Below are 5,224 nucleotides of genomic sequence, written 5' to 3' on the forward strand. Positions count from 1 at the left end.
CGCCCCGCTTGACGAGGCAGCACTCAGCGATGCCATCCGAAAAGCATCCGCCCTCTTCGCCGACCATCCGGAGGTGGCAGAACTCGACATCAACCCCATCATCCTCTATACAGACGGCCTCTGTGCGGTGGACGCCAGAATCCTTACCGGCCCGCCTGCACCTGCGCCGGCACCGGCCCGCCCCCCTCTCCCGAAAGACCTCTTTGCAGTCTCGCGCATCGCCCTCGTCGGTGCCTCGGCAAACCCGGAGAAAATAGGCTACGCTGTCCTCAGGAACCTGCTCACCTTCAGCGGCACCGTCTGCCCGGTGAACCCGAAAGGCGGAGAGATCCTCGGCAGGACCGTCTACACCTCCCTTGCAGACGTCCCCGAACGGCCGGACGCGGTGATCATCACGGTCCCCGGCACCATCGTCCCGCAGGTGATGAGAGATGCAGGCATTCGCGGCATACCGCTTGCCGTCATCATCACCTCCGGCTTCCGGGAGGCAGGCAAAGAGGGTGCGCTTTTAGAACAGGAGATAGAGAAAATTGCACAGGAATACCGCATCCGCTACACCGGCCCCAACTGCCTCGGCCTGCAGGTGCCCCGCCTCTCCCTGAACGCAACCTTCGACCCGAAATCACCCAAAATCGGGCACACCGCCTTCATATCACAGAGCGGCGCCATCATCACCACGCTCGTTGACTGGAGCCTTTCGCGCCATATCGGCTTTTCCGCCGTCTTCTCGGTCGGCAACCAGACCAATATCGACTTTGTCGACTACATCCGCCTCGCAGCAGAAGATGCATACACCCGCACCATCGTCCTCTACATAGAGGAGATCCGCGACGGCAGGCGGTTTCTTGAAGAGGCAGCGAAGATCACCAGAATTAAACCGGTGATCGCTATCAAGGCGGGCCGTTCTGCTGTGGGACAGCAGGCGGCCGCCTCCCACACCGGTTCTCTTGCCGGCAGCTACGAGGTATACGAAGCCGCCTTCCGGCAGGCAGGCATCATCATGGCGCATAACCTCTCGGATGCCTTCAGCCTCGCGATGCTGCTGGGGTCGGAAGGCTACCCGCAGGGGAACCGTGCCGTTGTGATATCCAGTGCCGGCGGATTCTGTGTCCTCGCATCCGATTATGCAGAGCAGCATGGCATACGGATCGTCCCCTTCTCAGACAGCCTGCTCTCCGGGCTGAACGCCTTCATGCCGGAAGGCTGGAGCCGCCGGAATCCGGTTGACATGGTGGGGGACGCAGGGGTTCACCGGTTTGCGCTGACCTTTGACGCCCTCATCCGCCACCAGGATGAGTGGGACATTGCATTCGTCGTATCGGTGCCGACGTCAATCATTGACCCGGTCCACCTTGCAACCGAGATGGCACGGTTCTCCCGGCACACCGACAGGATGGTCGTCGGATGCCTGCTTGGAGGGGAGAGCATGGCAGCAGGCGTGCGGGTCCTCCGGGAGGCGGACATCCCGAACTTTGAGGAGATGGAAGACGCCTTCCGGGCCGCAGGTGCAGCCGTAAGAAGGGAAGAAGAGCTGAAACACGAAAGAGCATAGCATCCCTCCTGTTATGACTCACATCACACATGGGGGAAGGCTGCAGGTAGGGGGTCCCTCCCTTGCTCATAAGCAGATGAGAAAACCGCAGCTGAGAATTTCGGGACACATGACAGACTGATTCCGCCCACGTTGTACGGACCCACGTGAACTACCCCTGAGAAGCATCTGTATACAGAAAAATACCTGGGGAACCCACAGCCAGAATATGTTTATATTTGTACAAATCCAATGAGAATAAACTGAGGGGGGTTCACAGGGAATGCTGATAAAATTCGATATCTATTATGATGGTGAGTGCTGGTGCGCCCGTGGCATTGGGGTTGATATCTTCACACAGGGCAGAACGCCTGATGAACTCATCGGAAATATTAATGATGCAGCGGAATTGCATTTTGAAGAAGATATTGAAGCAGGGGAGCAGATCACGGTTGTTTCCCTGACTGAATTTCAGGTTGGTTCCGTTGCCAAAATCTCCGGTTGTTAGTGGGCCACAACTGTTAAAGGTGCTCAATTCACCTGGATATGCCGTTCTGCGACAGCGGGGCAGTCATGTACAGATGGCTAAAATGACGGCGGCAGGAGAACACCGGATTACCATTCCCCTGCATGATGAGATTGCAAAAGGCACACTCAATGATATCATTACAAAGGTGTCGCAGTGGAATTGCATCATGAAAGAAGACCTGTTTGATCTGTTGCGATGATTTCATTGGTGATCTGGCGAATCAGTCCAGAGGGATCACAAAGGAACGGGCCGAATGAAGCGAAAAAGAGGGGATCACATTCCTCCTGTCAGTCAGTATCAGGGCCCTCCGCAAGACACTTTTTCACAACAGATGCCTGTGAAAGGAGAGACAGAAGCCTGATATTAAAGTATTCACAGATCTCCCGTTCCATGGCCGACCATTCCCCGGACTGTCCGGCACACCCCTCCTCCTGACATGCCACATAGACAATAGCCCCGCTACAGAGCGGCGCACTTCCCTGTGTCAGGGGCACATCCGGGTGGAAAAAAAGATCACTCACGATCTCCCTGCAGCGCTCCGCCATGGATTCGTTGTCCATCCGGACGCAGAATTCCTCACATCCCTCGACGATCATGATATTGTGGGCCCTCATTTCCTTCAGTGAATCCTCTATGAAGGACCGTAATTTATCCGAATCCACATCCCTGTCGCCCCTTGAGATGATCTCCGACATGGCGGAAAATATCAGATCAGAGACAGCATTGTCCACACCGGATCCCGGTTCTGCGAGCCCCCCATCCCCGATGAGATCGTCCACGTCCGGGAGATACGGACTGTCTTCCACCTCCATAAGAAACTCCGGTTCTGCTTCCCTGAGTGCGGTGATCAGTGCTGCCGCATTCACATCTCTCCCGACAGTCTCCGCGTATGCAAGGAACCGACAGCAGACGGGGACGAAATGCTCCGCCCATTCATCCGTGGCATGTGGATTTCCCACCATATCCTCAACGAGAATTCTGCGCAAAAGCGCTGCATCCCAGTCCTCGATACCAGTCTCATAGATTCCATACAGGATGATGCAGAATGCCGACACAATCTCTTCTGAAAGATTGACATCCTCACCATGGGCTGCTTCTTCCGCAAGGAAACCATCGATTTCATCCCCGACATCGGCGCGGGCCGCCTGTTCCATCGCGACCACATCGTCATCCGTGGAGAACAGTTCACTCAGGCTTACATGGTCATCGGGCAGTTCCTGAGCGAACTCCATGACTTCACGCATATTGTCAGAGATTAGATCACTCATCTCCCATCCCGGAGGATACCAGTTAAGTGCAGCTTCCATATCGTCCAAACGGAAACATGCTTCAGTTCGCGGAGAGTTTGCGATAGGGCGGATTAATGCACTGTCAAAGTGCCTGAGACAATCCCGGCAGTAGTGCTGCCCGGCGTCATCATCTTCACCAGAAATGAAATCATCCGGATCAACCGCCCGAAATTCTGCGTCATCCCCGCAGATACAGCATTCGGGTAGCACATGGAGGTTTCGTGCGATCAGACAACACGGCCCCTCCGGGGGCATCACGGATGTTGTAGCCACCACTTTGAGCCTGACTTCCGTCGGGGCGCCAATGTCATATGCATAGTAAAAGAGCTGCCCCTCCTCTATCCTATTGACAAGCGGGATCTTCTTGTCCGTTTCAACGTCTACGTAGGTCACGCCACCGATGATGAAGGAACTGTATTCATCTTCATCGTCGCCTCCCATCCATACATCCCGCAGCAGGTGATCAAGGTCACTGAACTGCGCATCGTGTTTTGCGAGAACGAACATCCATGAGGACGGGTCACGTCTGCCATCTATCCTGATGATGTATGAGGGAGATAATCCTTCAGGCCATCCCGATGAAGAGAGGCAGTCATCAAGGTGCCGCCGGGCTCCTTTCTTCCCCACCGCTGTCCTGCACAACAGACAGGTGCCGGGGCGCTTCCGCGGTATCATTAGGGCTTCTTTCTCAGGGACTGATTTAAGATATCTGTTTTCAGTCCGTCCGGGAGGACCGGGAGAAGGCTGTTGACGATGCCGAACAGATACGCCTGCTTGCCTGCTTCCTGGAAGAAAAGGAGCTAATGTGATCGGCGGGACCGTTCCTGCACAAACATATAACTCCGGTGGGGACATCCGAAGAGAGAGCGTGTATCGTCAATATGTACAGAGCAGAACGTGCGGAAAAACTCTGTCATGAGGCAGAAAAGGCATGCGACACGGGCGATTATACAACATCCCGGACAAAGCTGAAGGCCGCCGCCTCAATGATCGAGTGTGCGCAGACGATGCTCAGCGAGGAATGATCCTCTCTTTTTTCGTGCAATTTCACACAGGTGCCGGATGAGCCCTCCCTCAGGAGAGGAGGGGAGCCTATCCTTTCCCGGCAAAGGTGGAGGGCGCCCCGTTACCGGCGTAAATGTTAATGCAGGAGAGATGCCACCTATTGGACGAGGGATTTTCGGGATGATAATGGCAGAGGAACTTGTTCATCGTGCACTCGAACGGCTCAGGACTATTGAGGGTTTTGATAAGGTGCGGTTTATCATCCTCTATGGATCCGTTGCAGAAGGGCGGGCGAAAGAGACATCTGATGTTGATCTCTGCATCTGCTACGACGGGGACCGCGAGGAGGGGGGACAGTTCCGGTTTGCAGTGCTTTCCGAACTGTTCGATGACCGGTATGACATCCAGATCTTTGGGAATCTGCCGCTCTACGTCCGGATGGAGGTCCTGCGGGGGCATGTCCTCTACTGTCCCGACGAACGGTTCCTCTACGATACGGCCCTTGAAACGATACGGGAGTTCGATGCATTCAAACACCGGCTGTATGATTATATCGGCACGCAGGCGATCGTATGAACGAGTCCATCCGGAGCACCGTCATCCGCATCAAACTCAGGGAGATGTCGGAGAGCGTTGAACTGGTCCGGACGAACCTTCCGGATTCTGCGGATTCATTTAAACAGCTGGGCCTTATCAAAGACGGCATCTACAAACGTACTGAGTATGCGATTGAGAATGTCTTTGATATATGTGCTATCCTGAATACTGACCTTCATCTGGGCATCCCCGGGGCGGATGAGGATATCCTTGAGCACCTTGTGCAGCACGGCGTGTTCGGTTCCGGGATGCGGCAGATACTGAAAACAATGA

Annotated in this window: 7 protein-coding genes; 6 read left to right on the forward strand and 1 reads right to left on the reverse strand. The window is 55.0% G+C overall.

Translation table 11 applies throughout. The features are described 5' to 3' along the window. From MKMG_RS10470 to MKMG_RS10480, 3 genes are all read left to right on the forward strand, one after another. Positions 1–1,552, forward strand: a 1,552-nt coding sequence (locus MKMG_RS10470) for a CoA-binding protein (protein ID WP_165077817.1), incomplete at its 5' end; no start/stop codon positions are given. A 262-nt stretch (positions 1,553–1,814) separates the two neighbouring features. Continuing rightward, positions 1,815–2,039 (forward strand): type II toxin-antitoxin system HicB family antitoxin, encoded by a 225-nt coding sequence (locus MKMG_RS10475; protein ID WP_165077818.1) that lies wholly within the window; start codon positions 1,815–1,817, stop codon positions 2,037–2,039. Positions 2,040–2,058: 19 nt separating this feature from the next. Continuing rightward, positions 2,059–2,259, forward strand: a complete 201-nt coding sequence (locus MKMG_RS10480; protein WP_254059170.1) for a type II toxin-antitoxin system HicA family toxin — start codon at positions 2,059–2,061, stop codon at positions 2,257–2,259. 88 nt (positions 2,260–2,347) lie between these two features. On the opposite strand, the gene MKMG_RS10485 is transcribed toward MKMG_RS10480, so the two are convergent. Continuing rightward, on the reverse strand, positions 2,348–4,024 hold the full coding sequence (locus tag MKMG_RS10485; RefSeq protein ID WP_165077820.1) for a DUF6398 domain-containing protein: 1,677 nt from the start codon (positions 4,022–4,024) through the stop codon (positions 2,348–2,350). A 206-nt stretch (positions 4,025–4,230) separates the two neighbouring features. On the opposite strand from MKMG_RS10485, the gene MKMG_RS10490 reads away from it, so the two are divergent. From MKMG_RS10490 to MKMG_RS10500, 3 genes are all read left to right on the forward strand, one after another. Continuing rightward, positions 4,231–4,374, forward strand: coding sequence for a hypothetical protein (locus MKMG_RS10490; protein WP_165077821.1), 144 nt, complete (start codon positions 4,231–4,233; stop codon positions 4,372–4,374). A gap of 166 nt (positions 4,375–4,540) precedes the next feature. Further along, positions 4,541–4,930 carry a nucleotidyltransferase domain-containing protein gene (locus MKMG_RS10495; protein WP_165077822.1) on the forward strand — a complete coding sequence of 130 codons (390 nt, stop codon included), beginning with the start codon at positions 4,541–4,543 and terminating at the stop codon, positions 4,928–4,930. Continuing rightward, the coding region (locus MKMG_RS10500; protein ID WP_165077823.1) for a DUF86 domain-containing protein at positions 4,927–5,224 on the forward strand (298 nt) is incomplete at its 3' end. The genes MKMG_RS10495 and MKMG_RS10500, both read left to right, overlap by 4 nt.

It is taken from the genome of Methanogenium sp. MK-MG (genome assembly GCF_009914725.1).
GTDB lineage: Archaea > Halobacteriota > Methanomicrobia > Methanomicrobiales > Methanomicrobiaceae > Methanogenium.

Bases quoted from the DNA above. Each gene is read 5' to 3' on its own strand.
- MKMG_RS10490 (WP_165077821.1), top strand. From the start codon at position 4,231: ATGTACAGAGCAGAACGTGCGGAAAAACTCTGTCATGAGGCAGAAAAG.
- MKMG_RS10485 (WP_165077820.1), bottom strand. From the start codon at position 4,024: ATGATACCGCGGAAGCGCCCCGGCACCTGTCTGTTGTGCAGGACAGCG.
- MKMG_RS10495 (WP_165077822.1), top strand. From the start codon at position 4,541: ATGGCAGAGGAACTTGTTCATCGTGCACTCGAACGGCTCAGGACTATT.
- MKMG_RS10475 (WP_165077818.1), top strand. From the start codon at position 1,815: ATGCTGATAAAATTCGATATCTATTATGATGGTGAGTGCTGGTGCGCC.